General features: G+C 71.5%; 20 protein-coding genes and 1 pseudogene. 9 read left to right on the forward strand and 12 right to left on the reverse strand.

From position 1 onward, the window contains the following. The first annotated feature begins 58 nt into the window (after nt 1–58). Both yaaA and eda read left to right on the forward strand, forming a co-directional pair. Entirely contained in the window at nt 59–859 is an 801-nt protein-coding gene (yaaA, locus tag OG978_RS12850; protein ID WP_326765354.1) for a peroxide stress protein YaaA, read from the forward strand. 95 nt (nt 860–954) lie between these two features. Continuing rightward, nucleotides 955–1575, forward strand: a complete 621-nt coding sequence (gene eda, locus OG978_RS12855; RefSeq protein ID WP_326765355.1) for a bifunctional 4-hydroxy-2-oxoglutarate aldolase/2-dehydro-3-deoxy-phosphogluconate aldolase — start codon at nt 955–957, stop codon at nt 1573–1575. A gap of 77 nt (nt 1576–1652) precedes the next feature. Here eda and OG978_RS12860 read toward each other — a convergent pair whose 3' ends face one another. The 4 genes from OG978_RS12860 to OG978_RS12875 form a co-directional block, all read right to left on the reverse strand. Then, complete coding sequence (locus OG978_RS12860) at nt 1653–2912, reverse strand: bifunctional RNase H/acid phosphatase (RefSeq protein WP_326765356.1); 1260 nt, start codon at nt 2910–2912, stop codon at nt 1653–1655. Next, a complete protein-coding gene (locus OG978_RS12865) occupies nt 2912–3655 on the reverse strand; it encodes a zinc ribbon domain-containing protein (RefSeq protein WP_326770010.1) in 744 nt (247 codons plus the stop codon). The genes OG978_RS12860 and OG978_RS12865 overlap by 1 nt, the downstream gene beginning before the upstream one ends. After that, nucleotides 3652–4494 carry a Nif3-like dinuclear metal center hexameric protein gene (locus OG978_RS12870; RefSeq protein ID WP_326765357.1) on the reverse strand — a complete coding sequence of 281 codons (843 nt, stop codon included), beginning with the start codon at nt 4492–4494 and terminating at the stop codon, nt 3652–3654. Before OG978_RS12870 ends, OG978_RS12865 begins: the two co-directional genes overlap by 4 nt. Nucleotides 4495–4578: 84 nt before the next feature. Beyond that, on the reverse strand, nt 4579–5619 hold the full coding sequence (locus OG978_RS12875) for an ABC transporter substrate-binding protein (protein ID WP_326765358.1): 1041 nt from the start codon (nt 5617–5619) through the stop codon (nt 4579–4581). Nucleotides 5620–5820: 201 nt separating this feature from the next. On the opposite strand from OG978_RS12875, the gene OG978_RS12880 reads away from it, so the two are divergent. Next, nucleotides 5821–7143, forward strand: coding sequence for a hypothetical protein (locus OG978_RS12880; protein ID WP_326765359.1), 1323 nt, complete (start codon nt 5821–5823; stop codon nt 7141–7143). A 123-nt stretch (nt 7144–7266) separates the two neighbouring features. Continuing rightward, nucleotides 7267–7434, forward strand: coding sequence for a hypothetical protein (locus tag OG978_RS12885; RefSeq protein WP_326765360.1), 168 nt, complete (start codon nt 7267–7269; stop codon nt 7432–7434). An 84-nt stretch (nt 7435–7518) separates the two neighbouring features. Here OG978_RS12885 and OG978_RS12890 read toward each other — a convergent pair whose 3' ends face one another. The 3 genes from OG978_RS12890 to OG978_RS12900 form a co-directional block, all read right to left on the reverse strand. Further along, nucleotides 7519–8460 carry a 3-oxoacyl-ACP reductase gene (locus tag OG978_RS12890; protein ID WP_326765361.1) on the reverse strand — a complete coding sequence of 314 codons (942 nt, stop codon included), beginning with the start codon at nt 8458–8460 and terminating at the stop codon, nt 7519–7521. Nucleotides 8461–8501: 41 nt separating this feature from the next. Next, nucleotides 8502–9578 (reverse strand): Zn-dependent alcohol dehydrogenase, encoded by a 1077-nt coding sequence (locus OG978_RS12895; protein WP_326765362.1) that lies wholly within the window; start codon nt 9576–9578, stop codon nt 8502–8504. Between the two features lie 82 nt (nt 9579–9660). Then, complete coding sequence (locus tag OG978_RS12900; RefSeq protein WP_326765363.1) at nt 9661–10533, reverse strand: MaoC/PaaZ C-terminal domain-containing protein; 873 nt, start codon at nt 10531–10533, stop codon at nt 9661–9663. A 331-nt stretch (nt 10534–10864) separates the two neighbouring features. Here OG978_RS12900 and OG978_RS12905 point away from each other — a divergent pair. Further along, nucleotides 10865–11128 (forward strand): annotated as a pseudogene (locus OG978_RS12905) (response regulator transcription factor); the annotation flags it as partial. A 19-nt stretch (nt 11129–11147) separates the two neighbouring features. Here the strand turns inward: OG978_RS12905 and OG978_RS12910 are convergent. The 3 genes from OG978_RS12910 to OG978_RS12920 all read right to left on the reverse strand — a co-directional run bounded on the left by OG978_RS12910 (nt 11148) and on the right by OG978_RS12920 (nt 16124). Further along, on the reverse strand, nt 11148–12578 hold the full coding sequence (locus tag OG978_RS12910; RefSeq protein ID WP_326765364.1) for an MFS transporter: 1431 nt from the start codon (nt 12576–12578) through the stop codon (nt 11148–11150). A 70-nt stretch (nt 12579–12648) separates the two neighbouring features. After that, complete coding sequence (locus tag OG978_RS12915; RefSeq protein WP_326770011.1) at nt 12649–13845, reverse strand: lipid-transfer protein; 1197 nt, start codon at nt 13843–13845, stop codon at nt 12649–12651. A 98-nt stretch (nt 13846–13943) separates the two neighbouring features. Then, nucleotides 13944–16124, reverse strand: coding sequence for an acyl-CoA dehydrogenase (locus tag OG978_RS12920; RefSeq protein WP_326765365.1), 2181 nt, complete (start codon nt 16122–16124; stop codon nt 13944–13946). Nucleotides 16125–16385: 261 nt separating this feature from the next. Between OG978_RS12920 and OG978_RS12925 the strand changes: the two genes are divergently transcribed. Next, nucleotides 16386–18182, forward strand: coding sequence for an MFS transporter (locus OG978_RS12925; protein WP_326765367.1), 1797 nt, complete (start codon nt 16386–16388; stop codon nt 18180–18182). Here OG978_RS12925 and pepE read toward each other — a convergent pair. Together pepE and OG978_RS12935 are read right to left on the reverse strand one after the other, a co-directional pair. Continuing rightward, a complete protein-coding gene (pepE, locus tag OG978_RS12930) occupies nt 18145–18873 on the reverse strand; it encodes a dipeptidase PepE (RefSeq protein ID WP_326765368.1) in 729 nt (242 codons plus the stop codon). The genes OG978_RS12925 and pepE overlap by 38 nt on opposite strands. Nucleotides 18874–18899: 26 nt before the next feature. After that, nucleotides 18900–19730 (reverse strand): IclR family transcriptional regulator, encoded by an 831-nt coding sequence (locus tag OG978_RS12935; RefSeq protein WP_326765369.1) that lies wholly within the window; start codon nt 19728–19730, stop codon nt 18900–18902. Nucleotides 19731–19905: 175 nt separating this feature from the next. Here OG978_RS12935 and OG978_RS12940 point away from each other — a divergent pair, with 175 nt between their 5' ends. From OG978_RS12940 to OG978_RS12950, 3 genes are read left to right on the forward strand one after another with little or no spacing between them, the layout of a single operon-like run. After that, nucleotides 19906–20859, forward strand: a complete 954-nt coding sequence (locus tag OG978_RS12940) for a DUF1177 domain-containing protein (RefSeq protein ID WP_326765370.1) — start codon at nt 19906–19908, stop codon at nt 20857–20859. Then, the gene (locus OG978_RS12945) at nt 20859–22244 is read left to right on the forward strand and encodes a cytosine permease (protein ID WP_326765371.1); all 1386 of its coding nucleotides are present in this window, start codon (nt 20859–20861) and stop codon (nt 22242–22244) included. Before OG978_RS12940 ends, OG978_RS12945 begins: the two co-directional genes overlap by 1 nt. After that, a complete protein-coding gene (locus OG978_RS12950; RefSeq protein WP_326765372.1) occupies nt 22241–23569 on the forward strand; it encodes a M20/M25/M40 family metallo-hydrolase in 1329 nt (442 codons plus the stop codon). Before OG978_RS12945 ends, OG978_RS12950 begins: the two co-directional genes overlap by 4 nt. The last annotated feature ends 78 nt before the right edge of the window (nt 23570–23647 follow it).

The raw sequence follows: 23647 nt of genomic DNA on the forward strand, positions 1-23647 counted from the left end.
TACGCTGGCGCGGGGAATCGGTCCCGCCCCCTGACCGTGCGTACGAAGGAGAACCGCCGTGCTCGTGCTGTTGCCGCCCTCCGAAGGAAAGGCCGCCTCGGGGCGCGGTGCTCCCCTGAAGCCGGAGTCGCTGTCGCTGCCGGGCCTGGCCGAGGCGCGGGCGGCGGTGCTCGACGAGCTGGTCGAGCTGTGTACGGCGGACGAGGAGAAGGCCCGTGAGGTGCTCGGGCTGAGCGAGGGGCTGCGCGGCGAGATCGCGAAGAACGTGGAGCTGCGGGCGGCCGGGACGCGTCCGGCCGGGGAGATCTACACGGGCGTGCTGTACGACGCACTGGACCTGGCCTCCCTGGACGCGGCGGCCAAACGGCGGGCCGGGAAGTCGCTGCTGGTCTTCTCCGGGCTGTGGGGCGCCGTGCGGGTGGGCGACCGGATTCCGTCGTACCGCTGCTCGATGGGTGTGAAGCTGCCGGGTCTGGGTGCGCTCGGGGCGTACTGGCGCGACCCGATGGCCCAGGTGATGCCGGAAGCGGCCGGGGACGGGCTCGTCCTGGACCTTCGGTCCTCCGCCTACACCGCGGCCTGGAAGCCGAAGGGCGAGGTGGCTGAGCGCACGGCGAGCGTGCGGGTGCTGCACTCCCAGCTGGTGGACGGGGTCGAGAAGCGGTCGGTGGTCAGCCACTTCAACAAGGCGACGAAGGGGCGGATGGTCCGCGATCTGCTGGTCTCCGGTGCGCGGCCGAAGGGGCCCGCGGAGCTGGTGGAGACCTTGCGCGGGCTCGGGTACGTGGTGGAGGCCGAGGCTCCGGCGCGGGCCGGGCGGGCGTGGTCGATCGATGTCGTGGTGACGGAGATTCACTGAGCCCACGGTCGGCCAGGTGACGTCGCCGAGCGTTGCACGTTGCATCATGCGCAACGCTCGTTGCGTACGGTGTGGCTGTCGCGCAAGATGAGCCCATGACCTCCTCTGTGCTGGACCTTGCCCCCGTCGTGCCCGTAGTCGTCCTGGAGGACGCCGCCGACGCGGTGCCGCTCGCCCGGGCCCTGGTCGCGGGCGGGCTCCCGGCCATCGAGGTGACGCTGCGCACCGCCGCGGCGCTGGACGCGATCAGGGCGATCGCGGCCGAGGTGCCGGACGCGGTGGTCGGTGCCGGCACGGTGATCTCCGGGCAGAACGTCGCCGACACCGTCGCTGCGGGGGCCCGGTTCCTGGTCAGCCCCGGCTGGACGGACCAGTTGCTGGACGCGATGAAGGCGTCGGGGGTGCCGTTCCTGCCGGGTGTCTCCACGACGTCCGAGGTGGTCGCGCTGCTGGAGCGCGGGGTCACGGAGATGAAGTTCTTCCCGGCCGAGGCGGCCGGCGGCACGGCGTACCTGAAGGCGCTCTCCGCACCGCTGCCGCAGGCTCGGTTCTGCCCGACCGGCGGCATCTCGCTCGGCTCCGCGCCGTCCTATCTTGCGCTGCCCAACGTCGGCTGTGTGGGCGGCAGTTGGATGGTTCCGGCGGACGCGGTCGCGGCGAAGGACTGGGCGCGGGTGGAGCGGCTGGCGAGCGAGGCGGCGGGACTGCGCGGCTGACTTTCCTCTACCCGCCCCTTCCCACCAGGAGCACCCCCGCACCCACCCGGGAGCACTGGCTCCCCCGGCTCACCGGCTCACCTCAGATGCGACGTGTCATTGAGCAGTCGAACCGACACGTTCCCGTCCGCGTAGTACGCCACCGCCGAGACCGAGGCCGCCGAGAGTTCCATCCGGAACATGGCTTCCGGCGGGGCGCCGAGTGCCAGTCGGACCAGGGTCTTGATCGGCGTCACATGGGTGACCAGGAGGACCGTGCGGCCCGCGTAGCGGGTGGTGAGGCGGTCGCGCGTGGCCGCTACGCGGCGGGCGACCTCGGCGAAGCTCTCGCCGCCGCCCGTGGGGGCCGCCTTCGCGGAGGCGAGCCATGCGTCCAGGTCGGGGCCGTAACGCTCACGTACCTCGGTGAAGGTCAGGCCCTCCCAGGCGCCGAAGTCCGTCTCGCGCAGGCCGTCCTCGATCCGGACCTCCAGGCCGAGCCGGGCCGCCACCGCGGCCGCCGTCTCGCGGCAGCGGCGCAGCGGTGAGCTGACGATCTCCTCGATCGTGCCGCGGGCGGCCAGCGACTGGGCGATGCGTTCGGCCTGGTGGCGGCCGGCCGCCGAGAGTTCGGGGTCGCCGCCGCCGCTGCCCGAGAACCGCTTCTCGGGGGTGAGGGCCGTCTCGCCGTGCCGGAGCAGTACGAAGGTGGCAGGCGCCCCGAGGTCGGGTGCCGCGCCCCAGCCGACCTGGGGGGCCGCCGGGGCGACCGCGGTCGGCCTGGAGGCCAGGGCCGCGCGGGCCTTCGCCGCGCCCGCCGCCGCGTCACCGGGCGGACCGGACACGGGGGGCAGGTCCGCGGTGGTCGAGGGCCGGGGGGTGTCGAGGGCGGCCGTCGACGCGGACGGCTCCCACTGCTTGCCGCGCTTGCCCGCGTCCATCGCCTCGTTGGCGAGCCGGTCGGCGTGCTTGTTCTTCTCGCGCGGGATCCACTCGTACGTGACGGCGGAGGCCGGCAGGATCCTGGCGGCCTCCGCCGCGAGCGGCTTCATGTCGGGGTGCTTGATCTTCCAGCGGCCCGACATCTGTTCCACGACCAGCTTGGAGTCCATCCGGACCCGCACCTGGACCGCGCCGTCCGCCGAGGCGTCCGGTACCAGCGCCTTCGCCGCCTTCAGGCCCGCGATGAGGCCCTTGTACTCGGCGACGTTGTTCGTCGCGACGCCGATGTACTCGGCGGCCTCGGCGAGGGTCTCCCCCGTCACCGGGTCGATGACGACGGCTCCGTAACCGGCGGGCCCCGGGTTGCCCCTGGATCCGCCGTCGGCCTCGATGACGAACTGGCGCGGCTGGGTCATTACAGGCCCGACTCCGCCGTACGGACCAGGATGCGGTGGCAGTTCTCGCAGCGCAGGACGGTGTCCGGGGAGGCCGCCTTCACGTCGTTGACCTCGGTGATGTTCAGTTCGAGGCGGCAGCCCTCGCAGCGGCGCTGGTAGAGGCGGGCGGCGCCGACCCCGCCCTGCTGGGCGCGGAGCTTGTCGTACAGCTTCAGCAGGTCCGCGGGGACGGAACCGGCGACGAGCTCGCGCTCCTTGGTGACGGTCGCGGCCTCCTCGTCGAGCTCCTTGGTCGCGGCGTCGCGGCGGGCGGTCGCGTCGTCGGCCTTGGCCTGGACGGCGGAGACCCGGTCGGACAGCTCGGTGACGCGCTCCTGGGCGGACTCGCGGCGCTCCATCACTTCGAGGACGACGTCCTCCAGGTCGCCCTGGCGCTTGGCCAGCGAGGTGATCTCGCGCTGGAGGCTCTCCAGGTCCTTCGGCGAGGTGACCGCGCCGGAGTCGAGGCGCTGCTGGTCGCGGGCGGCGCGCTGACGCACCTGGTCGACGTCCTGCTCCGCCTTGGTCTGCTCGCGGGCGGTGTCGCTCTCCTCGGTCTGCGAGGCGACCAGCAGGTCACGCAGTTGCGCGAGGTCGCTGGTGAGCGACTCGATCTCGGCGTGCTCGGGCAGCGACTTGCGCCGGTGCGCGAGCTGCGACAGGCGTACGTCGAGGGCCTGGACGTCGAGAAGTCGGATCTGATCGGCGGGCGCGGCGTTCAGTTGGGGGCTCCAGAAGAGTGGTGGGTGGTGGTGGTCCAGGGGTCGGTGACCTGCTTCGAGACATGGACCCGCAGGTCCCATCCGTGGCGGTCGGAAATCGCGTCGAGCTCCGCCGCGGCCTGCTCGCACCAGGGCCACTCGGTGGCCCAGTGCGCGGCGTCGATCAGGCCGAGCGGGGAGTGCTGGATGGCCTCGGAGGCCGGGTGGTGGCGCAGGTCGGCGGTGAGGAAGGCGTCGACGCCCGCGGCGCGCACCGCGTCGAAGAGGCTGTCGCCGGAGCCACCGCTGACGGCGACGGTGCGCACCGTCGCCGACGGGTCGCCCGCGAGCCGGATGCCCTGCGCGGTGGCGGGCAGCCGGGCGGCCGCGCGGGCGGCGAATTCGGCCAGGGTCTCGGGGTGGTCGAGCAGGCAGATCCGGCCGAGGCCGCGTCGGCCCCTGGGGTCGGCCGGGTCCGGTACGAGCGGCCGCTCGACGCGCAGGTCGAGGGCACCGGCGAGGGCGTCCGAGACGCCCGGGTCGGCGGTGTCGGCGTTGGTGTGGGCGACGTGCAGCGCGATGTCGTGCTTGATGAGGGTGTGCACGACCCGGCCCTTGAAGGTGTCGGCCGCGACCGTCGTCGTACCCCGCAGATAGAGCGGGTGGTGGGTGACGATCAGCTGGGCGCCGAGCCGGATCGCCTCGTCGGCGATCTCGTGTACGGGGTCGACGGCGAAGAGCACACGGTCGACGACGGCGTCGGGGTCTCCGCAGACGGTGCCGACCGCGTCCCAGCTTTCGGCTCGCTCGGGCGGCCAGAGAGCGTCGAGCTCGGCGAGGACATCAGACAGACGGGGCACAAGCAAAGGCTACCTGCCCTCCGTGCCCCGTCGCCCATGGCTGTGGCGGTCCGTGCGGACCGGCCACAGCCTGCTCGGGAGTCGTTACTTCACGAGGTCGGCGCGGAGGTCGTCGAGGACCAGGTTCGCGGCCGTGACACCGAGGCCGAGGTACCAGGTCTCGTCGGAGACGTTCTTGGCCCGGCCCTCCTTGACGGCCTTCAGGTTCTTCCACAGCGGGTTGGCCTGGGTGGTGTCGCGCTTGGTGGCCTTCACGTCGCCGTAGACGCCGGTGAAGATCCAGTCGGCGTCGGCCTCGTCGATCTTCTCCGGGCTGATCTCCGCGGCGAGGTCGTTGATCTGCTGGTTCTTGGGCCGCGGCAGACCGGTGTCGTCGAGGATGGTGCCGATGAAGGACGCCTTGGCGTAGAGGCGGATGCGGTCCGGCAGGTAGCGGACCATGGAGATGGTCGGCTTGTTCGGGCCGATGTCCTCGCCGAGCTTCTCGGCCTTCGCCTCGTAGGCGCCGAGTTCGCTCTCCGCCTTGGCCGTCCTGTCCAGCGCCGCGGCGTTGAGGAGGTAGTTCTCCTTCCAGGTGAAGCCCGGACGGATGGAGAACACGGTCGGCGCGATCTTGGAGAGCGCGTCGTACTTGTCGGCGGCGCGCAGCTGGCTGCCGAGGATCAGGTCGGGCTTCAGGCCGGCGATCGCCTCAAGGTTGAGGTTGTTGATCGTGCCGACGTTCTTCGGGTTGCCCGCGTCCTTCTTCAGGTACGAGGGGATGGCCGCGTCACCCTCGGAGGGGGCGTAGCCGACCGGCTTCACACCCAGCGAGACGACGTTGTCGAACTCGCCGACGTCCAGCACGACGACGCGCTTGGGGGCGGACTTGATCTCGGTCTTGCCCATGGCGTGGGTGAGGGTCCGGGGGAACTGGCCGGCCTTGGCGTCCGTGCCGTACTCCGCCGTCTTCTTCGCGGCGTCACCGAAGTCCTTGCCGCCCGTCGCGACGGCCGCCTTCTTGTCGCCGCCCTCGGACTTGGCCGCGCCGCCCGATCCTCCGTCGTCGCTCCCGCAGGCCGAGAGGGAAAGGGCGGCAGCCACCGCCAGGCCGACTGCGGCGGTACCGCGACGACGAAGGGACATCACTTGCTCCAGTTGCAACAGGGTCACACAGGTATCACTTAGGGCCGCCTAACCTTACTCACGCGCCTCACCTCCAGCACACCCACCCCCTCCTTCTCAGGCGAATCCGGGCATCGCCACCCTTATGTGTGAAGTGGCGGGTCTCGTGTTGTTCGGCAGGAAGTGCGAAAACTAGCTTCGATTGCCGGAGGTGACCAATCCATGACTGTCTGTGCCATCGAGAAGAAGACCGTAGGCGCGACCGGGGCCGCCAAGGACCACGGGGATGCGGTCCTGGAGGACAGCGAGCCGGAGGCGCCCGGTGCGCCGGACGACCCGCCGGACGAAGCGGGTGGGGCGGGTGGAGCAGGTGGAGCGGGGGTGCCCCTCGGGGCAGTCCCTGCCCCGCCCGCGCTCACGATCGCCGCGGACGGTTCGTACGCGGCCCGGCTCGCCCTCGCGGAAGTGGCGGAAGCGGCGACGGAGGCGTCCGGTGAGGCCGGCGGGGCGTGGTTCGTGGAGCGCTGGACGCTCGACGGGCCCGAGCCGTACGCCGTGCCGCTCCCCCTCGACCAGCCGGAGGAGCCGGACTCCGAGGTGCTGCCGCTGGCCGACGGGCGGGTGCTGATCCGGCGCCGGGTCGCGGACCGGCACGCGGTGTCGCTGCTCTATCCGACCGGCCCCGGGACCGGTGAACTCCCGCTCGGCGCCGTCGAATGCCCGGATCTGACCCTGCTGCCGCCCACGCCGGACGGCGTGAGCGCGTACGCGCTGTCGTCCGGTGCGCACTCCACCTCCGTCTGGCTGGTGGCGGGCGGCGCCTTCGGTCCCGAGGTGGTCGCGGAGGTTCCGGGGCACTGCTCCGGCGGTGTCTGGCTGGACCGGGCGGGCCGGATGCTGGCCCTGGACCGGGAGATGCCGGGCGGCGGCCCGGTCAAGGCGGTCGCCGTGGACCTGGAGCGGGGCGGCGAGGTGACGCCGCTGCTGCAGATCGCCCCGAACAGCAATGACCGGCTGCTGCTCGCCGATCCGGACAGCGGACTGCTGCTGATCCGCTCGGACGCGCCGGGACACGACCGGCTGGGGTGGGGCGTGCTCGGCAGCTGTCTGCCGGTGCGCTTCCCGGAGTCCCTGCGCCCGGCCGATGTCGCGGTGACGCCGTTCGCCGTGCAGCCGGGCCAGATGCTGATGCCGGAGAGCTGCGCGGTGGCGCTGCGGATCGACGGCGCGGCGGGCAGCTGGGTCGGGGTGTGGCGCCCGGCCGGGCGCCGGCTGCATCAACTCGCCGCCCCCCAGGGGTGGCAGGCCGGTCGCGGGGTGTGGACCCGGGACGGCGTACTCAGACTTCCGTACGCCGACGGGAACGTGGCGTGCGGTGTGGCCCTGCTGGAGGCACCGGTGGACGACGAGCGCGGCGCGCGGCCGTCGGCGGAACCCGGTGCGGAAAGCGGTATGCAACCGTCCGCCACCGCCGCGCCTCTACCCGTGTGCAAGCCGATTCCGCTGGGGCAGGCGCCTCTCACGGGGCGCACGGTGCCTGGTTAAAATCTGGGCCTGGGCTACGCAGCCGTATCTGCCGGTCGCCGACGGTGGCCGCGTCGTGTTGCGGTTGGCGTGATCGGCCCTGGTGACACACACGTAAGCGATCACAACGGGGTGACTTCCCACATGTCTGAAGCCCGAACCGACACGCCCCAGACGCGTCCGGCGGACGCGGACCGGGCCGAAGCCGACGGCTACGGAAAGCACCGAGGGGGTGAGTCGATGGACGACACGTCTGCACAGCCGCACGGCCGCCACCGCCGCCCCTCCGAAGGGGACAGCCGGGCGGCCTGACCGCGCGGAGACATCAACGAGGGACGGGTGGGCCCCGGCAGCCGGACGGCTGCCGGGGCCCACCCGTTCCCCCGGGCGTCGTTGTCAGCCCCGTTTCAGACCGAGCACCTCCGCCGCGGCGAAGGTCTCGTTCGGCGGGCGGTCCTCGTAGTACGGCGAGATCAACTCGTCCAGTTCGTCGAAGGAGAATGTCTCCTTCGAGGAGTCGAACTTCGCCGCCACCCTGGGGCGTTCGACGATCGCGACCATCCCGCCGTGCACCACGAGCAGTTGCCCGTTGACCTTGGCGGCGGCCGGGGAGGCCAGATAGCCGACCAGCGGCGCGACGTGCTCGGGGGCGAGCGCGTCGAGCCGGCCGTCCGTCGGTTCCTGGAAGCCCGCGAAGACGTCCTCGGTCATCCGGGTGCGGGCCCGCGGGCAGATGGCGTTGGCGGTGACGCCGTACCTGGCCAGGGCCAGGGCCGTGGAGGTGGTGAGGCCGACGATGCCGCCCTTGGCCGCCGCGTAGTTCGGCTGGCCCGCCGAACCGGCCAGGAACGCCTCCGACGAGGTGTTGACGATCCGGCCGTGGACCGGGCCGCCGGACTCCTTGGAGCGGGTGCGCCAGTGCGCGGCGGCGAAGTGCGTGGTGTTGAAGTGGCCCTTGAGATGGACCCTGATGACCGAGTCCCACTCGTCCTCGGTCATCGAGAAGATCATCCGGTCGCGCAGGATGCCCGCGTTGTTGACCAGGATGTCGAGCTTTCCGTAGGTGTCGACGGCCAGCTCCACCAGGGCGCGGGCCTGCTCGTGGTCGGAGACGTCGCCGAGGTGCGCGACCGCCCGGCCGCCCGCGGCCCGGATCTCCTCGGCGACCTCCTCGGCGGGCGTCGCGGACGCCTCGCCGGAGCCGTCGCGGCCCGGCTGCCCGTAGTCGTTGACGATCACGGACGCGCCGAGCCCCGCCAGTTCCAGCGCTTCGGCGCGCCCGAGGCCGCGGCCCGCGCCCGTGACGATCGCGGACATGCCGTCCAGGGGAAGTGACATCGGAATCTCTCCAGTCCTCTCGGGAGGGGGCGGGGCAGGGGTCAGAGTTCGATGCAGGTGCGCAGCGAATCGCCGGTCCGCATCTGGTCGAGTGCGTCGTTGATCCCGTCGAGCCGCACCCGGTGGGTGATCATCGATTCGAGGTCGATCCGGCCGGCCCGCCAGAGCGCGATGGCCCGTTCGTACGAGCGGAGCACATCGCCTCCCCCGTACATGGAGGGCAGGATCCGCTTCTCGTCGAAGAACAGCTCGAACATGTTGACCTGGAAGTTGTCGTCCATCGCGCCCGCGCCAACGATGCACAGGGTGCCGCCGCGCCGGGTGTGGTCGTACGCGGTGCGTGCGGTGGCCGACTTGCCGACGACCTCGAAGACGTAGTCGAAGCCCTCGCCCGCGGTGATCCGCTGCTTGGCATCGGCGAACTCGTCGGGCGACACCGCCTCGGTCGCGCCGAACCGCAGCGCCGCCTCGCGCCGCGACGCGACCGGGTCCACGGCCACGATCTGGGCGGCACCCTGCACCCTGGCGCCCTGGATCGTGGAGATGCCGACGCCGCCGCAGCCGATCACGGCGACCGACGAACCCGCCTCCACCTGTGCGGTGTTGATGGCCGCGCCGAGCCCGGTGGTCACCCCGCAGCCGATCAGCGCGGCGATCTCGAACGGTACGTCGTCGGGGATCGGCACCGCGCAGCCCGCGCCGACGACGACCTCCTCGGTGAAGGTGCCGGTGCCCGCGAAGCCGAACACATCGCCGCCGGGGCGCTTGAAGTTGGGGGTGCCCGCGTTCATGAAACCGGCCAGGCAGAGCTGGGTCTGGCCACGCTTGCAGGACGGGCACGCCCCGCAGGCGGGCAGCCAGCAGACCAGCACCCGGTCCCCCGCACTCAGTCCGGTGACGCCGTCACCGACGTCCATGACCTCGCCGGCGCCCTCGTGGCCCGGGATGAACGGGGCGGGCTGCGGCAGCACCCCGCTCATCGCGGAGACGTCGGAGTGGCACAGTCCGGTGGCCCTGATACGGAGCCTGACCTTGCCGGGGCCGAAGCCCACCGCCTCGATGTCGTCGAGGACTTCCAGTTTGTCCTGGCCTATCTCGTGCAGTACGGCTGCGCGCATGGTGCGGCTCCCCTCATGGGCCTGTGGAACGTGGGCCGGTGGTCCTCTTGGAGTCGGTTCGGGCTCGGGTTGGGCTTCGGGTTCAGGAGTGTTCGACGAAGGTGTCGCCGAGGACCATGGTGTTGTCCCGCTCCACGACCCTCACCTCGACCCGCACCTGGTTCCCGGACGTCCACATCTCGATGCGGAGGGTCTCACCGGGGAAGACGACACCGACGAAACGGGTGCGGCAGGAGCGGATCCGGGTCACATCGCCGCCGAGGACCGTGTCGGTGACGGCCTTGAGCGTCATGCCGTAGGTGCACAGTCCGTGCAGGATCGGCCGGTCGAAGCCGGCCCGCGCGGCGAATTCGGGGTCGGCGTGCAGCGGGTTCCAGTCCCCGGAGAGGCGGTACAGCAGCGCCTGGTCCGGCCGGACGGGTCGCCGCACGATGTGGTTCGGGGCGATGGCGGGGTAGGCGACCCGCTCGGACGGGCCGCGTTCACCGCCGAAGCCGCCCTCGCCCCGGACGTAGATCTGGGCGTCGTTGGTCCACAGCGGGCCCTCGTCGTCGGCGGCCTCGGTGCGCAGCACCAGCACGGCGGCCTTGCCCTTGTCGTACACCGCGGCGACCTTCGAGGTCTGTACGGCGCTGCCGCTCACCGGGATCGGCCGGTGCACCCGTACGCTCTGCCCGCCGTGCAGGACGGCGGCGAGGTCGATGTCGATGCCGGGCGAGGAGAGTCCGCCGACGACGCCCATGCCCGCGCCCGCGACGGTGGCGAAGGAGGGCAGCACATGGAGCCGGGACTCCAGCGTGTAGCGCAGCTCGTGGGGGTCGATCGCGGCGTCGGCACGGTCGGGGTCGGCGCCGGCACCGATTCCGAGGTGGTAGAGCTGGACGTCCTTGTGGCCCCAGCTGATCCGGGTGGAGCGGGGTTCGGCGGCGAGAGCCTTTTCGGCATCAATGGGCATGGGAGAGCTGCTCCTTGATGGTGGGAAGACCTCGGCGCGGCCGTCCGCACCGTCGGCCGCACCGAGGTCGCGCGGGACCGGCCGCCACGCCTGTTCTAGAACGCGTTCTAGCCGATGAACCCATGTATAACGCAGCGCCCAGCCGTTGGGAAGACCACTGCTGATGAAGCGTCAGATTCCTCCGTGGGCCGGCGTCCGGCGATGACATATGTCATGGCGAAGTCCGTACACAGACATCTGCCGGGGCCCGGGCCGCCTCCGTAGCGTCGTATTCATGACGCAGACAACGGGGAGCGGAGCCGCGGTGGTCCTCACCGGGGCGGTCAAGGCCTTCGGCCGGGCGGGGCGCGGCGTGCGGGCCGTGGACGGGAAGGACGGCCCGGTCGAGGAGCTCGCCGCCGCGATCCGCCGGGTGCTGAGCGAGCGGGACGCGCTGAACGCCTCGGTGGACGGGGCGACGGTCGCCGACATCGCGGCGAAGCTGCATCTGTCCGAGTCGACGGTGCGCAACTATCTGTCCGCAGCGATCGGCAAGACAGGTACCCGCAACCGGATGGAGGCGGTGCGGGCGGCGCGGCAGCAGGGGTGGTTGTAAGGCCTACGGGCCCTGCGCCTCAGCGCCGGTCCGACCGGTGGCGGGGCAGCCAGAGCGCCATGAGCAGCAGTCCGCCCAGCAGTACCGTTCCGGCCGTCCGGAAGGCGAGTGCGTACCCGGCCGTGAGCTCCTCCGGTCCGGTGCCGCCCGCGGTGCGGGCCGCCGCGACGGTGGAGAGCACGGCGAGACCGAGCGCACCGCCCATCGTGCGGGAGGTGCCGACGAGGCCGGAGACCAGACCGGCTTCGCCGGGGGCCGCGCCGGTGATGGCCAGCGAGGCGAGCGGAGTGGCCGCCAGGCCCGTACCTGCCATCATCAGGACCCCGGGCAGGCAGACCGAGGTGAGGTACGAACCGTCGGCGCCCATCGTGGACTGCCAGCCGAAGCCGGCCGCGGCGATCGCCGTGCCGATGAGCGCCAGGTTCTTCGCACCGGTCACGGCCATCACCCGGGGCGCGCACTTCGAGCCGAGGACTACGGCCAACGACGTGGGCATCAGGGCGAGTCCGGCCTCCAGCGGGGTGTAGCCCAGCACGGCCTGGGCGTACACGGTCATGAAGTACCACATCGAGAACGTCGCCGAACCGATCACGAACGTCGCCGCGTTGGCCGACGTCACCGCCCGCGCCCCGAGCACCCGGAGCGGCATCAGCGGCTCCGCCGTCCGGGCCTCCACCACCACGAAGACGCCCAGCAGGACCACTCCGCCGAGCAGCGGCGCCAGGGTCGCCGTCGCGGTCCACCCCGACTCCTCGGTCTGCACAATGCCGTACGCGACGCAGGCGAGGCCCACCGTGACGAGTACCGCGCCCAGGAGGTCGATCCGCCGCCGGTCCCCGGCCCTGCCCTCCGCGAGCCGGACGGCGGCGCCGGCCAGGACGAGCACCCCGACCGGCACATTGATCAGCAGGACCCAGCGCCAGGAGAGCAGATCGGTGAGCACCCCGCCGATCAGCCCGCCGGCCGCACCGCCGCCCGCACCGACGGCCATCCAGGTGCCGATCGCCTTCGTCCGGGCCGGGCCCTCGGGGACGGTGGTGGTGAGCAGGGTCAGGGTGGCGGGGGCGAGCACGGCGGCACCGAGCCCCTGCGCCGCGCGGGCGGCGAGCAGTTGCCAGCCCTCCTGGGCGAGCCCACCGGCCAGAGAGGCGGCGGTGAACAGGCCGAGGCCTATGAGGAACATCCGCTTGCGGCCGTAGATGTCCGCGGCGCGTCCGCCGAGGAGCATGAATCCGGCGAACGCGATCGAGTAGGCGTTGAGCACCCACTGGAGTCCGGCCGTACTCATCCCGAGGTCGGAACGCATGGACGGCAGGGCGACGTTGACGACGGACACGTCGAGCACGACGAGGAACTGGCCGACGCAGGCGGCGAGTACCGGCGCCCAGTTGTGGGTACGGGTCCGCTCTCGCGGCGGCGCGGGCGTCGTGACATCAGCCATGCCCGTCATACTCGCACCCGCGCATCGCCCCGTACATCGGTATTCGGGCCGACCCGGGCGGTGATCCGCCGGACAGGCGCTAACGCCGCAGCAGCGTCACCACCGCCGCCCCGCCGAGCCCGATGTTGTGGGCCAGGCCGACCCGGGCGTCCTTCACCTGCCTGCCCTGGGCCTCGCCCCTGAGCTGCCAGGTCAGTTCGGCGGTCTGGGCGATTCCGGTGGCGCCGAGCGGGTGTCCCTTGGAGATCAGCCCGCCGGACGGGTTGACCACCCAGCGGCCGCCGTACGTGGTGGCGCCGGACTCGACGAGCTTTCCGGACTCGCCCTCGCCGCACAGCCCGAGCGCCTCGTAGGTGAGGAGTTCGTTGATGGAGAAGCAGTCGTGCAGTTCGATGACGTCCAGGTCGGCGGCCGAGAGCCCCGAGGCCTCGTAGACCTGCCGGGCGGCGGCCCGCGACATCGGCAGGCCCACCGCGTCGATGCAGGTCCCCGAGGCGAAGGAGTCGCCGGTGTCGGTGGTCATCGCCTGGGCGACGATCTCCACCGCCCGGTCACCCAGACCGTGGCTCTCGACGAAGCGTTCCGACACGACGACGGCGGCGGCCGCGCCGTCGGAGGTGGGTGAGCACTGGAGCTTGGTCAGCGGGCTGTGGATGGTCTTCGCGGCGAGTATCTCCTCGACCGTGTACGGGTCCTGGAACTGGGCGTACGGATTGTTCACCGAGTGCCGGTGGTTCTTGGCGCCCACGGCGGCGAGTTGCGCCTCGGTCGTCCCGTACCGCTTCATGTGCTCGCGGGCCGCGTTGCCGAATATCTGGGCGGTGGGCGGGCTCATCTCGAAGCCGTGGGCAGCGGCCATGATCCCGTAGTGCCGGGCGACGGGCGATGTCCTGAAGCCGTCCGCACCCCCGTCCGCGCCACCGCCGCCGAGTGCGCCGCGCGTCATCTTCTCGAAGCCGAGCGCGAGGACGCAGTCGCTGCCGCCGCCCTCGACGAACTGCCGGGCCATCATCAGGGCGGTGGAGCCGGTGGCGCAGTTGTTGTTGACGTTGTAGACGGGGACTCCGGTCAGACCGAGTCCGTACACCGCGCGCTGACCGGCGGTGGAGGGCTGGAAGCAGTAGCCGACGACGGCCTGCTGGATCTGCTCGTACGCGAGGGAGGCATCGGCGAGCGCCGCCGTCCCGGCCTCCTTCGCCATGTCCCAGTACTGCCAGTCGCGCGTCTCGGGTTTCTCGAACTTCGTCATGCCGACGCCGACGACGTACGCCTTCATGAGCTTCATGGGCTTCATGAGCTTCATGGGCTTCGCGTGGTTCGTGGGCTTCGCGTGGTTCGTGGGCTTCGCGGGCTTCATGGCAAGTCCCTTCGATTTCAATCGCGCGGGAGGCCGAGGATGCGCTCGGCGACGACATTGAGCTGGACCTGGGTGGTGCCGCCCGCGATGGTCAGGCAGCGGGACATCAGGAAGCCGTGCAGGGCCCGCTCCCCCGGCCCCTCGCCGGCCGCGCCCGCCGGGCCGAGGAGTTCGAGGGCGAGTTCGGCGACCTTCTGCTGGTGGGTGGTCTGGACGAGCTTGCGGATGGAGGCTCCCGCGCCGGGTTCGAGCCCGGAGACCTGCTGCATCGTGGTCCGCAGTCCGATGCAGCCGAGCGCGTGGGCCTCGGCGGCGAGCGCTCCGATGCGGGCCCGGCAGGCGCCGTCGAGTTCGCCGGAGCGGGCGATCAGCGCCTCCAGGCCGGTGTCGAAGGCCATCTGGTCGGCCATGTGGACGCGCTCGTTGCCCAGGGTGTTGCGGGCGACCCGCCAGCCGCCGTCGGCCTCGCCCACGACGGCGTCGGCGGGCAGCAGCACGTCGTCGAAGTACACCTCGTTGAAGAGGGAGTCGCCGGTGATCTCCTTCAGCGGCCGGATGTCGATGCCCGGGGTGTTCTTCATGTCGACCAGGAAGTAGCCGATCCCCTGGTGCTTGGGAGCGTCCGGGTCGGTCCTGGCGAGCAGGATCCCGTGGTCGGCCCATTGGGCGGCGCTCGTCCACACCTTCTGCCCGTTGATCCGCCAGCCCTCGTCGGTCCGCTCCGCCTTCGTACGGAGCGAGGCGAGGTCGGATCCCGCACCGGGCTCCGAGAACAGCTGGCACCACAGGAGTTCGCCGCGCAGGGTGGGCAGCAGATAGCGGTCCTGCTGCTCGGCCGTCCCATGGGCGATGAGCGAGGGCACCACCCAGGTGGCGATCCCGAGATCGCTCAGCTTCACCCCCTGTTCCACCAACTCCTGCTGTATGGCCAGTTGTTGTACGGGACCGGCGCCCAGGCCGTAGGGAGCGGGGAGGTACGGGGCCGCGTAGCCGGTCGGGGCGAGGGCACGGCGGGCGGCCTTCGGGTCCAGGCCGCGGGCGGCGGCGACGGCCTCGCGCGCCCCGGCCCGGTGAGCGGCCGCCTCGGCGGGGAGTTCGAGGGCGAGTTCGCGGCGCGCCCCGCCCTCGGCCAGCCGGACGGCCCGCAGCCGGTGGGCGTCACCGGACCCCAGCAGTTGCCGGGCCACCAGGGCCCGGCGCAGATACAGATGGGCGTCGTGCTCCCAGGTGAAGCCGATCCCGCCGAGGATCTGGACGCAGTCCTTGGCGCAGCCGTACGCGGCGTCGAGGGCGTCCGACGCGGCGAGGGCGGCGACCATGGACCGTACGTCCGGGTCCGTCTCCTCGTCGGCGGCGCGGGCCGCGTCCCACACCAGCGCGCGGGCCCGCTCGACCCGTACGAGCATGTCGGCGCAGAGGTGCTTGACGCCCTGGAACTGCCCGATGGGGCGGCCGAACTGTTCGCGGACCTTGGCGTATTCGGCGGCGGTGTGCAGCGCTCTGGCCGCGGTTCCACAGGCTTCCGCGGCAAGGAGGGCTGCGGCGAGGTCGCGGACGTGTGCGGCGGAGGTCCGTACGACGCGTTCCGCCGGGACCAGTACGCCCTCGGCGCGGATCTCGGCGGTGGGCCGGGTCGGGTCGGCGCCGCGGTGCGGGCGTGCGGTCAGGCCCGCGGTGGCGGAGTCGACGGCGAACCAGAGGGTGCCGGTGGCCGATTCGGCGGGGAGGAGGAGCAGGTCGGCGTCGGCCCCGGAGAGGACGGGCGGTGCCGTGCCGTCGAGCAGATGGCCGTCCTCGTGCTCGACGGCGGTGAGGGTGCCGGGGCCGAGGGCGACGGCGCCGATGCGGGTACCGGCCGCGAGCTCGCGCACCAGGTCGTGCGGCCCCGCCGTGTGCAGTACGGCGGAGGCGAGGGAGCTCGACAGGTACGGGCCGGGGAGCGCGGCCCGGCCCGCTTCTTCGAGGACCACGGCCAGGTCGAGGAGCCGGCCGCCCCCGCCCCCGTACTCCTCGGGCAGATGGATGGCGAGCAGGCCCTGTTCCGCGAGCCCGTCCCAGTACCCGGGGCGCACGCCGGGGGTACCGGGAGCATCCGCGTCGAGCAGCCTGCGGATCTCCTGCGGCGGCACGGCGCGCGCCAGCCAGCCCCGTACGGCCTGCGCCAACTCCCTGTGTTCTTCGGTGATTCCGATGCCCATGCGGATCCTCGCCGGTCGCAGCCACTGGAACGGCGCAAGAGTAGAACACGTTCCATTCTGACGGAAGGTCAGATGACGGCCGGATCTCCGCACGCTTCGGGCCGAGCGCGCCGTCGTGCCCCGTTCGCACCGCGTTCACCGGAATACCTCGGGCACCGGGAAGGTTTCACCCTGCACGCACTTGGCGGTGCGGGCGCTTCCCGCCCGCACCGCCCGCACGCCTCTTCAGAACCTCGATCACGCCGCCCGGAGGCCGCACGTATGCCAGAGACGACGAACGGACAGCACACCGGGGAACTCCCCGATCCGAGGCCGCGCAAGGCGGGCGGCGGTGTCGTCCCCGTGCTCGCCTTCGCGGGCATCACCGTCGCGGTGATGCAGACCTTGCTCGTCCCCGTCATCAAGGACCTGCCCGCCCTTCTGCACACCGACCCGTCGAACGCCACCTGGGTGATGACCGCGACGCTGCTCGCGGGCGCCGTCGCCACCCCGATCATGGGGCGGCTCGGTGACCTCTACGGCAAGCGGAAGATGCTGCTCGCCAGCCTCGCCGTGATGGTGATCGGCTCACTGATATGCGCCTTCACCGACGACCTCGTGGTCATGATCGTGGGACGCGCGCTCCAGGGCTTCGCCATGGGCGCCATCCCGCTGGGCATCGGCATCATGCGCGACGAGCTGCCGCGCGAGAAGCTCGGCTCGGCGATGGCGCTCATGAGCTCCTCGATCGGGGTCGGCGGCGGCCTGGCACTGCCCGCCGCCGCGCTGATCGCCCAGCACTCCGACTGGCACACCCTGTTCTTCGGCGCGGCCGGTCTCGGTGTGCTGTCGATGGCGCTCACCGTCCTGGTCGTACCGGAGACCACGCTGCGCGCCCCCGGCCGGTTCGACCTCGTCGGCGCGCTGGGACTCTCGCTCGGACTGGTCTGCCTGCTGCTTCCCATCACCAAGGGCAGCGACTGGGGCTGGACCTCGGGCAGCACGCTCGGACTGATCGCCGCCGCGCTGGTGATCCTCGTCCTGTGGGGCCTGTTCGAGCTGCGCAGCCCGGCCCCGCTGGTCGATCTGCGGACCACGGCCCGGCGCGAGGTGCTGCTCACCAACCTCTCCTCGATCATGGTCGGGGTCGCCTTCTACGCCGTCTCGCTGGTCCTGCCGCAGCTGCTCCAGCTGCCGACGTCGACGGGGTACGGCCTCGGGCAGTCGATGGTGGTCGCGGGGCTGTGCGTGGCGCCGCTCGGCCTGACGATGATGTTCGTCGCCCCGCTGTACGCCCGGCTGTCCGCCCGCCGGGGCCCCAAGGTCTCCCTGATGCTCGGCATGCTGATCATCGCGATCGGCTACGGGGCGGGGCTGGGCCTGATGAGCGCCGCCTGGCAGACCGTGGTGATCGCGGTGGTGCTCGGGGCCGGCATCGGGCTCGCGTACTCCTCGCTGCCCGCGCTGATCATCGGGGCCGTCGACCCGTCCGAGACCGGTGCGGCCAACGGCCTGAACACCCTGATGCGGTCGATCGGCACGTCGGTGTCGAGCGCCATGATCGGCATGGTGCTGGCGAACACCTCGGTGCGCACGGGCGGGGTGCCGCTGCCCTCGATGGAGGGGTTCCGCATCTCGTTCCTGATCGCGACGGGTGCGGTGCTGATCGGGCTGGTGCTGGCCTCGTTCCTGCCGTCGCAGCGCGAGGCGATGCGCCCGGCGCTGCTGGCGAGCAGCGACGAGGACGCCCCGGCCCCGGTGCTCAACGCCTCCCGCCCGGTGGCCGGTTCGGGCGGCTTCCGCGGCCGGGTGCTGGACGCGGACGGCGCCCCGGTGGCCCGCGCCAATGTCACGCTGATCGACCACCGGGGCCGGCAGGCCGGTCTCGCCGTGGCGGACGAGGACGGCCACTACACGCTGGCCGCCCCGCACGGCGGGAACTTCGTGCTGGCCGGGTCGGCCACCGGGTACGCGCCGAGCGCCCGCCCGGCCGCGTACCCGGGCGACGGCCTGCCGGTCGATGCCGATCTGGTGCTGGGCGTCAGCGCACCGGAGCGTCGAACCGCGGTGTCGTCGTGAGCAGATGAGAGACGTCCGACCCCACCGGAAGCTCCTGCGGCTGCGCGCCGCGGGTGAACAGCCGGGCGGGGCGGGCGCCCTGCACCCGGGCCTGGCGTCCGTCGACCCGCAGCCATGAACCCTCGCGCAGGCCGAGCACCGGCACGTCGTTCTCCTCCAGGAATTCGCTGAGCCGCTCCTCGCGGGTCTCGCCCTTGTGGGTGCTGGCCGGGTCCGGGTCCAGATAGTGCGGGTTGATCTGGAACGGGACGAGGCCGAGCGTCTCGAAGGACGGCGGCTGCACGATGGGCATGTCGTTGGTGGTGCGCAGGGTGGGCGCCGCCATGTTCGTCCCCGCGCTGGCCCCCATGTACGGCAGCCCGTCCCGTACCGCCTGGGTCACGGCGCCCCGCAGGCCGGTCCGGTACAGGGCGCTCAGCAGCCGGAAGGAGTTGCCGCCGCCGATGAACACGGCGTCGGACGCGGCGAGTTCGGCTACCGGATCGGCGTTCTCGTGGACCCCGCGGACGCTGATGCCGGACGGCGCGAGGGCCTCGCGGACGCGTGCGGTGTAGGCGGTGTAGTCGGCGAGCGCGTACGGGACGAAGGCCAGCCGGGCACCGGCGGGCAGGAACGCGGTGACGGTGTCGAGGGCGTGTTCCAGATAACCCCGGCCGTACTGGGTGGAGTTGGAGAGCAGCAGCAGATTCATGGGGTTCCTCTTGGTTCTCTTCCGGGTCATCGGTCGGTACGGGGACGGCGGGTGCGGGGCTTCGGGCGCTGCGGAGGGTGGGTGAGGCGCCGTTCCAGCAGCTGGGCCGCGTGGCGCAGCGCGTCGAGCCGGTCGTCCGGCGCCTCCCGGAAAAGCTCCTCGGCGCCGCCGAGGCTGAGGCTGCCGTACGGTTCGCGCCCGAGGAAGACCGGTACGGCGACGGTCGCGATGCCGGTGTCGTACTCGCCGACCGTCCAGGCGTACCCCTGGGCGCGGATCTTGAGGAACTCCTCCTCCAGCCGGTCCGGGTCGGTGACCGTCCGGTCGGTGAAGCGGGCCATCGGGCGGCCCCGGAAGAGCCGGTGGCGCTGCTCGTCGGGCAGATACGCGTAGTACGACTTGCTGGTCGCCCCGGCGTGCGCCGGGTAGAGCTCGCCGACCAGCGGGTAGTAGCGCAGCGGCCCGGCCTCTCCCTCCTCCGCGGCGACGCACCGCATGTGGAAGCTGTCCGGCAGGCAGAACAGGACGGTGTCGCCGGTGACCCTGCGCAGCTCCTCCAGGACCGGCCCTGCCAGCAGTTCCAGCGATCCGGAGCGCTCCCAGAGCCTGCCCAGGCGCAGCACGGCCGGGCCGATGCGGTAACGGCGGGTGACCGGGTCGGAGACCAGGAAGCCGCGCCCGGCGAGGGTGGCGAGCAGCCGCTGGGCCACCGAGGTGTCCCAGCCGAACTCCTCGGCGACCTCGGTGACGCCCCAGTCGGGTCTGGTCCGCTCGAAGGCGAGCAGCACGAGGAGCGCCCGGTCGACGGTTTGCAGGGCTCCGGCGGGGGTGCGCCGGTCCAGATCGAACTCCGCCATCGTCATCTCACCATTCAGACCTGAATTGCAAATAACGGGAAACAGTTGCGTTCAACGCTATCCGATCCCGAATGTGGCCTCAGCACCCCGCCCCGCGCTTCCTCGTCGAGGCCCTGATCCGCCGGACAGGCCCCAGCGCCGGCCCGGGTGCCTGGATGAGCGAGAAAGGCCCCCCATGTTGAAGTACGTGCTGGACATCGTCGATCTTCTGGACGATCCCCAGGTCAATGGCAAGACGGTCGTCGAGTACCTCGACTCGGTGAGCGGGGCCGAGGGCTCGTCCTCACAGGTCACCACGGTCGCCGGCGAGCAGGGCTCGACGGACTTCGTGATGGTCCGCATCCCGGGCGCCCGAGGGCGTACGTCCGGGGGCAGCGCCCGCACGCTGGGCGTGGTGGGCCGGCTCGGCGGCATCGGCGCCCGGCCCGAGGTGACCGGTCTGGTCTCCGACGCCGACGGCGCGGTCTCGGCGATCGCCACCGCCGCCAAGCTGCTCGACATGCGCCGCCGCGGCGACGTGCTGCCCGGCGATGTCATCGTCGCCACCCACATCTGCCCGAACGCGCCGACCGAGCCGCACGACCCGGTGCCGTTCATGGGCTCGCCCGTGGACATCGCCACCATGAACCGCCACGAGGTGACCGGCGAGATGGAGGCCGTGCTCTCCATCGACACCACCAAGGGCAACCGGATCATCAACCACAAGGGCCTCGCCCTCTCGCCCACCGTCAAGGAGGGCTGGGTGCTCCGGGTCAGCGAGCAGCTCGGCGAGCTGCTGGCCGTGGTGACCGGTGAGCCGTTGGTCACGTACCCCGTGACCACGCAGGACATCACCCCGTACGGTAATGGGGCACACCACATCAATTCGATCCTGCAGCCCTCCACCGCGACGGCCGCCCCGGTCGTCGGTCTGGCCATCACCTCGGCCGCCGCGGTGCCGGGCTGCGGTACGGGCGCGAGCCACGAGACGGACATCGCGTCCGCCGCCCGCTACGCCGTGGAGGTCGCCAAGGCCTTCGGCGGCGGCCAACTGGACTTCCACGACGCGGTGGAGTTCGACAACCTCGTCAACCGCTACGGGTCGCTGGCACACCTGCAGACCTCCGGCCGCACCCCCCAGGAGTCCTGATGGCAGCCGCCCCGCAGGCCGAGGCCCACGAGACCAAGAGCATCGGCAGCGACGACTACTCGCTCTCCCGCGTCCCGCGCGACAAGCGGTTCGGCTTCTGGTCGATGCTGCTCCAGTGGCTGGCCCAGTCCGGCTCGATATCGCAGTTCACCCTCGGCGCCACCATCGGTGTCGGCATGACCTTCGGGGACGCCTTCCTCGCCTTCACGCTCGGCGCGGTGATCCTGGAGGTCGTGATCTTCGCGATCGGCCTGGCCGGTATGCGCGAGGGCCTGGCGACGCCGATGCTGACCCGCTGGGTCGGCTTCGGCCGCAACGGCTCGGCGCTGGTCAGCTTCGTCATCGCGGTCAGCCTGGTCGGCTGGTTCGGCGTCCAGAACACGATCTTCGGCAACAGCGTCTCGGCGCTGGTCGGCGGCCCGTCCTGGATGTGGTGCGTGCTGGCCGGTATCGCCATCACCGCGCTGGTGATCTTCGGCTTCAAGTACATGGCCGTCTTCGCCAAGATCGTGACGCCGCTGTTCTTCGCGATGGTCGCCTGGTCGATCGTCTCGACGCTGAAGGACCACTCGCTCAGCGAGCTGATCCACTCGCCGCCCCCCGGCCAGACGATCCCGCTCGCCGTCGCCGCCACCGCCATCGCGGGTGGCTACATGACCGGTGCGATCGTTTCCCCGGAGATGACCCGGTACAACCGGAAGGGCTCGCACGTCTTCCTGCAGAGCGCCTCGTCGATGATCCTCTCCGAGTACATCGTCGGCATGACCGGTGTGCTCCTCGGCCACCTGGTGAAGAGCAACGAGGTCTCGCACATCGTGCTCTCCACCTCCGGTGCCTTCGGCGTCATCGTGGTCCTGATGTCTACCGCCAAGATCAACGACTGGAACCTGTACGGCTCCTCGCTCGGCGTCGTCAACTTCTTCCAGGTCGTCTTCGGCAAGCGGATCCACCGCGGCGCGGTCACGATCGTCCTCGGCATCGCGGGCACGGTGCTGTCCGCGGTCGGGATCATGACCCACTTCACCGAGTTCCTCTCCATCCTCGGCGTCGCGATCCCGCCGATCGGCGGCATCATCGTGGCCGAGTACTGGGTCGTGAAGAAGATGCGCAAGCCGCTGGACGAGACCCGCGAGTCCGAGACCCTGCCGAAGACCTCGCCGACCTGGGTGCCGATGTCCATCGCCATCTGGATCGCGGCGTTCTGCGTCGGCAAGTTCTACGAAGGCGGCATCCCGGCCCTGAACTCGCTGGCCACCGCCTTCATCCTGTACAGCGCCCTCGGCCTGCTGGGCTGGGTGAAGCCGTACGGCACCTCCACCCTGGACGACGAGGACGACACCGCCGCCCCCGCCGCCCGCGCGACAACCCCTGTGGGAGCAGCATGACCACCCCCGACCCCACCGCCCCGCTCGTCCCGGCCTCGGCCGAGGCCCAGGACGAGGTCATCGAACTCTGCGCCGAGCTGATCAGGTTCGACACCTCCAACCCCACCAGCAACGAGCGCGCGAGCGCCGACTGGGTGGTGGGCCGCCTCGCCGAGGTGGGCATCGAGTCCGAGCTGGTCGAGTCCGCACCGGGCCGCGCCAATGTCATCGCCCGGATCGCGGGCGCCGACCCTGAGCGCGGCGCCCTCCTGGTCCACGGCCATCTGGACGTGGTCCCCGCCGACGCCTCCGAGTGGCAGGTCCCGCCGTTCTCCGGCGAGATCCGCGACGGCTATCTGTGGGGCCGCGGCGCGATCGACATGAAGGACACGGTGGCGGTCATGCTGGCCACCGCCCGCCACTTCGCCCGCACCGGCACCAGGCCGTCCCGCGATCTGGTCCTGGCCTTCCTCGCCGACGAGGAGGCGGGCGGCAAGTTCGGCGCGCACTGGCTGGTCGAGCACCGCCCGGAGCTGTTCGCCGGGGCCACCGAGGCGATCGGCGAGGGCGGCGGCTTCTCCTTCGCCATCGACGACACCCGCCGCCTCTACCCGATCGAGAACGCCCAGCGCGGCATGGCCTGGATGGAGCTCACCGCGACCGGCCGGGCCGGCCACGGCTCGTCCCCGAACGACGAGAACGCGGTCACCGACCTCGCCGAGTCGTTGACCCGCATCGGCCGCGAGACCTTCCCGATCCGGCTGATCGAGCCGGTCCGCGCCCTGCTGGAGGAGGCGGCCCGCCTCTACGGTGTCGAGTTCGACGAGAACGACATCGAGGGCAGCCTCGCGAAGCTGGGCCCGGTCTCCGACTTCATGCAGGTGGTGCTCCGCAACTCCGCGAACCCCACCATGTTCAATGCCGGCTACCAGACCAACGTCATCCCCGGAAAGGCGACCGCCCGGGTGGACGGCCGCTTCCTGCCCGGCCACGAGCAGGAGCTGATCGACACCATCGACAAGCTGCTGCTCCCCTCGGTCAGCCGGGAGTGGGTCAACCACGACATCGCGCTGGAGACGACCTTCGACGGCCCGCTGGTCGACGCCATGTGCGAGGCCGTGCGCGCCGAGGACCCGGACGGCCACCCCGTCCCGTACTGCAACCCGGGCGGCACCGACGCCAAGGCCTTCACCCACCTCGGCATCCGCTGCTTCGGCTTCAAGGGCCTCAAGCTCCCGCACGACCTGGACTACGGCCGGCTCTTCCACGGCGTGGACGAGCGCGTCCCGCTGGAGGGCCTGCGCTTCGGCGTCCGTGTCATGACCCGACTCTGGCAGAGCTGCTGACGTCCCGGCCCCACCGACCAGCCCCGACCCGGGCTCACCCCTCGTACGCCCCTGCCGAGCACACACTGTGCCCGGCGG

Source organism: Streptomyces sp. NBC_01591, assembly GCF_035918155.1.
Taxonomy (GTDB): domain Bacteria; phylum Actinomycetota; class Actinomycetes; order Streptomycetales; family Streptomycetaceae; genus Streptomyces.

What these genes read in the sequence shown, in the direction of transcription:
- eda (WP_326765355.1), top strand. Translation starts at nt 955, where the DNA reads ATGACCTCCTCTGTGCTGGACCTTGCCCCCGTCGTGCCCGTAGTCGTC.
- OG978_RS12860 (WP_326765356.1), bottom strand. Translation starts at nt 2,912, where the DNA reads ATGACCCAGCCGCGCCAGTTCGTCATCGAGGCCGACGGCGGATCCAGG.
- OG978_RS12875 (WP_326765358.1), bottom strand. Translation starts at nt 5,619, where the DNA reads ATGTCCCTTCGTCGTCGCGGTACCGCCGCAGTCGGCCTGGCGGTGGCT.
- OG978_RS12880 (WP_326765359.1), top strand. Translation starts at nt 5,821, where the DNA reads ATGACTGTCTGTGCCATCGAGAAGAAGACCGTAGGCGCGACCGGGGCC.
- OG978_RS12885 (WP_326765360.1), top strand. Translation starts at nt 7,267, where the DNA reads ATGTCTGAAGCCCGAACCGACACGCCCCAGACGCGTCCGGCGGACGCG.
- OG978_RS12890 (WP_326765361.1), bottom strand. Translation starts at nt 8,460, where the DNA reads ATGTCACTTCCCCTGGACGGCATGTCCGCGATCGTCACGGGCGCGGGC.
- OG978_RS12895 (WP_326765362.1), bottom strand. Translation starts at nt 9,578, where the DNA reads ATGCGCGCAGCCGTACTGCACGAGATAGGCCAGGACAAACTGGAAGTC.
- OG978_RS12900 (WP_326765363.1), bottom strand. Translation starts at nt 10,533, where the DNA reads ATGCCCATTGATGCCGAAAAGGCTCTCGCCGCCGAACCCCGCTCCACC.
- OG978_RS12910 (WP_326765364.1), bottom strand. Translation starts at nt 12,578, where the DNA reads ATGACGGGCATGGCTGATGTCACGACGCCCGCGCCGCCGCGAGAGCGG.
- OG978_RS12915 (WP_326770011.1), bottom strand. Translation starts at nt 13,845, where the DNA reads ATGAAGGCGTACGTCGTCGGCGTCGGCATGACGAAGTTCGAGAAACCC.
- OG978_RS12920 (WP_326765365.1), bottom strand. Translation starts at nt 16,124, where the DNA reads ATGGGCATCGGAATCACCGAAGAACACAGGGAGTTGGCGCAGGCCGTA.
- OG978_RS12925 (WP_326765367.1), top strand. Translation starts at nt 16,386, where the DNA reads ATGCCAGAGACGACGAACGGACAGCACACCGGGGAACTCCCCGATCCG.
- pepE (WP_326765368.1), bottom strand. Translation starts at nt 18,873, where the DNA reads ATGAATCTGCTGCTGCTCTCCAACTCCACCCAGTACGGCCGGGGTTAT.
- OG978_RS12935 (WP_326765369.1), bottom strand. Translation starts at nt 19,730, where the DNA reads ATGGCGGAGTTCGATCTGGACCGGCGCACCCCCGCCGGAGCCCTGCAA.
- OG978_RS12940 (WP_326765370.1), top strand. Translation starts at nt 19,906, where the DNA reads ATGTTGAAGTACGTGCTGGACATCGTCGATCTTCTGGACGATCCCCAG.
- OG978_RS12945 (WP_326765371.1), top strand. Translation starts at nt 20,859, where the DNA reads ATGGCAGCCGCCCCGCAGGCCGAGGCCCACGAGACCAAGAGCATCGGC.
- OG978_RS12950 (WP_326765372.1), top strand. Translation starts at nt 22,241, where the DNA reads ATGACCACCCCCGACCCCACCGCCCCGCTCGTCCCGGCCTCGGCCGAG.